The organism is Flavobacterium maritimum, from assembly GCF_040049085.1.
GTDB lineage: Bacteria > Bacteroidota > Bacteroidia > Flavobacteriales > Flavobacteriaceae > Flavobacterium > Flavobacterium maritimum.
Genome location: NZ_JBDLZY010000012.1, coordinates 2,962 through 5,781 on the forward strand (window position 1 = coordinate 2,962; position 2,820 = coordinate 5,781).

2 tRNA genes and 2 rRNA genes (1 of these 4 only partly in view) are annotated in these 2,820 nt (G+C 44.2%); all 4 read right to left on the reverse strand.

The window, feature by feature from the left end:
• A 23S ribosomal RNA gene (locus tag ABEB23_RS17995) occupies window positions 1-298 on the reverse strand (it extends 2,681 nt beyond the left edge of the window).
• A gap of 135 nt (window positions 299-433) precedes the next feature.
• A tRNA-Ala gene (locus ABEB23_RS18000) sits at window positions 434-507 on the reverse strand.
• Window positions 508-598: 91 nt separating this feature from the next.
• Window positions 599-672, reverse strand: a tRNA-Ile gene (locus tag ABEB23_RS18005).
• A 125-nt stretch (window positions 673-797) separates the two neighbouring features.
• Window positions 798-2,311: ribosomal RNA gene (locus ABEB23_RS18010) — 16S ribosomal RNA — on the reverse strand.
• The 16S and 23S rRNA genes sit together here with 2 tRNA genes alongside, the layout of an rRNA operon.
• Window positions 2,312-2,820 lie beyond the last annotated feature (509 nt).

Here is a 2,820-nt window from a genome sequence, read left to right on the forward strand (position 1 = left end):
TCGTGGTCCTACAACCCCAACATTGCCGTAACAACATTGGTTTGGGCTAATCCGCGTTCGCTCGCCACTACTTACGGAATCACTTTTGTTTTCTTCTCCTCCGCCTACTTAGATGTTTCAGTTCAGCGGGTTTGCCCACCTATCGGTGTACTATGTCTTCAACATAGTGGGTTGCCCCATTCGGATATCTACGGATCAATTCGTGTGTGCCAATCCCCGTAGCTTTTCGCAGCTTATCACGTCCTTCTTCGCCTCTGAGAGCCAAGGCATCCCCCATACGCCCTTATTTTGCTTATTGTACCAACATAAATTTAATTATGCCGTTTTTCTTTACTAAATATAAATACTTAGTAAAAAATGCTTTCTACTTTTTAATATTTTCTTATCTCAATATGTCAATGAACTTTTCTGCTGAACTTAATTCAGCATCTTGTGGAGAATAACGGAGTCGAACCGTTGACCTCCTGCGTGCAAGGCAGGCGCTCTAGCCAGCTGAGCTAATCCCCCATTTCTAATTTTAAATTATGAATGTTGAATTTTGAATTAATGGTAATTCATACTCATACTTCTAAAATTTCCGTTTATTTAAGTTAAATAGTAGTCCCGGGCAGACTCGAACTGCCGACCCCTACATTATCAGTGTAGTACTCTAACCAGCTGAGCTACGAGACTCTGTTTTTACTTAAATTGTATTATTTGAACTAACAGCAAGAGTAATATAATGTCATTATTTGACCCCACAAGACTTTTCGTCTTCTTTCCTTAGCGTGTATTAAATACTAACACTAAGGCTCTAGAAAGGAGGTGTTCCAGCCGCACCTTCCGGTACGGCTACCTTGTTACGACTTAGCCCTAGTTACCAGTTTTACCCTAGGCAGCTCCTTGCGGTCACCGACTTCAGGCACCCCCAGCTTCCATGGCTTGACGGGCGGTGTGTACAAGGCCCGGGAACGTATTCACCGGATCATGGCTGATATCCGATTACTAGCGATTCCAGCTTCACGGAGTCGAGTTGCAGACTCCGATCCGAACTGTGACCGGTTTTATAGATTCGCTCCTGGTCACCCAGTGGCTGCTCTCTGTACCGGCCATTGTAGCACGTGTGTAGCCCAAGGCGTAAGGGCCGTGATGATTTGACGTCATCCCCACCTTCCTCACAGTTTGCACTGGCAGTCTCGTTAGAGTTCCCGACATGACTCGCTGGCAACTAACAACAGGGGTTGCGCTCGTTATAGGACTTAACCTGACACCTCACGGCACGAGCTGACGACAACCATGCAGCACCTTGTAAATTGTCTTGCGAAAGATCTGTTTCCAAACCGGTCAATCTACATTTAAGCCTTGGTAAGGTTCCTCGCGTATCATCGAATTAAACCACATGCTCCACCGCTTGTGCGGGCCCCCGTCAATTCCTTTGAGTTTCATTCTTGCGAACGTACTCCCCAGGTGGGATACTTATCACTTTCGCTTAGCCACTGAGATTGCTCCCAACAGCTAGTATCCATCGTTTACGGCGTGGACTACCAGGGTATCTAATCCTGTTCGCTACCCACGCTTTCGTCCATCAGCGTCAATCCATTAGTAGTAACCTGCCTTCGCAATTGGTATTCCATGTAATCTCTAAGCATTTCACCGCTACACTACATATTCTAGTTACTTCCTAATAATTCAAGTCAGACAGTATCAATGGCCGTTCCACCGTTGAGCGATGGGCTTTCACCACTGACTTATCTGACCGCCTACGGACCCTTTAAACCCAATGATTCCGGATAACGCTTGGATCCTCCGTATTACCGCGGCTGCTGGCACGGAGTTAGCCGATCCTTATTCTTACAGTACCGTCAAGCTGGTTCACGAACCAGTGTTTCTTCCTGTACAAAAGCAGTTTACAATCCATAGGACCGTCATCCTGCACGCGGCATGGCTGGTTCAGGCTTGCGCCCATTGACCAATATTCCTCACTGCTGCCTCCCGTAGGAGTCTGGTCCGTGTCTCAGTACCAGTGTGGGGGATCTCCCTCTCAGGACCCCTACCCATCGTCGCCATGGTAAGCCGTTACCTTACCATCTAGCTAATGGGACGCATGCTCATCTTTCACCGTTGTGACTTTAATAATTAAATGATGCCATTCAATTATACTATGAGGTATTAATCCAAATTTCTCTGGGCTATCCCTCTGTGAAAGGTAGATTGCATACGCGTTACGCACCCGTGCGCCGGTCTCTAGTTCCGAAGAACTATACCCCTCGACTTGCATGTGTTAAGCCTGCCGCTAGCGTTCATCCTGAGCCAGGATCAAACTCTTCATCGTATATTGTTTGAATCGAATAAATTCGACTCTTTGTTTATTTGACTGAAGTTCTAGTGGTTATTCTCAAATCTCTCGATTCTATTACTCTTATTATTTGTTTTAAGATCTCTCTTAAAACGGCTGTCAATTCAATATGTCTAGGAACGTGTTCTTCTTATTTTTCGCCCGATTAACTCTTCTTAAAGTGTCTCTCAAAGCGGGTGCAAAAGTAGCGATTCTTTTTTAACTGGCAAGAAATTTTGAAGTTTTTTTTGAAAAAATTTATTTTTCTTTTTCTTCTCTTATCTCATCAGTATGTCAAGGAACTTTGCTGCTTTAGCGGGGTGCAAAACTACAACCTCTTTTCAAATCTCACAAGCTTTTTTTGAATTTTTTTTTGAAATAAATTTCAAATCCCAATTCCTATTTACCTGCCAATTTGTGAATGAACGTCTGCGTTGTTGCGGGTGCAAAAGTAGCAACTAAATCCGTTTTAACAAGCTTTTTTAAAGCTTTTTTTTCATGTTTTT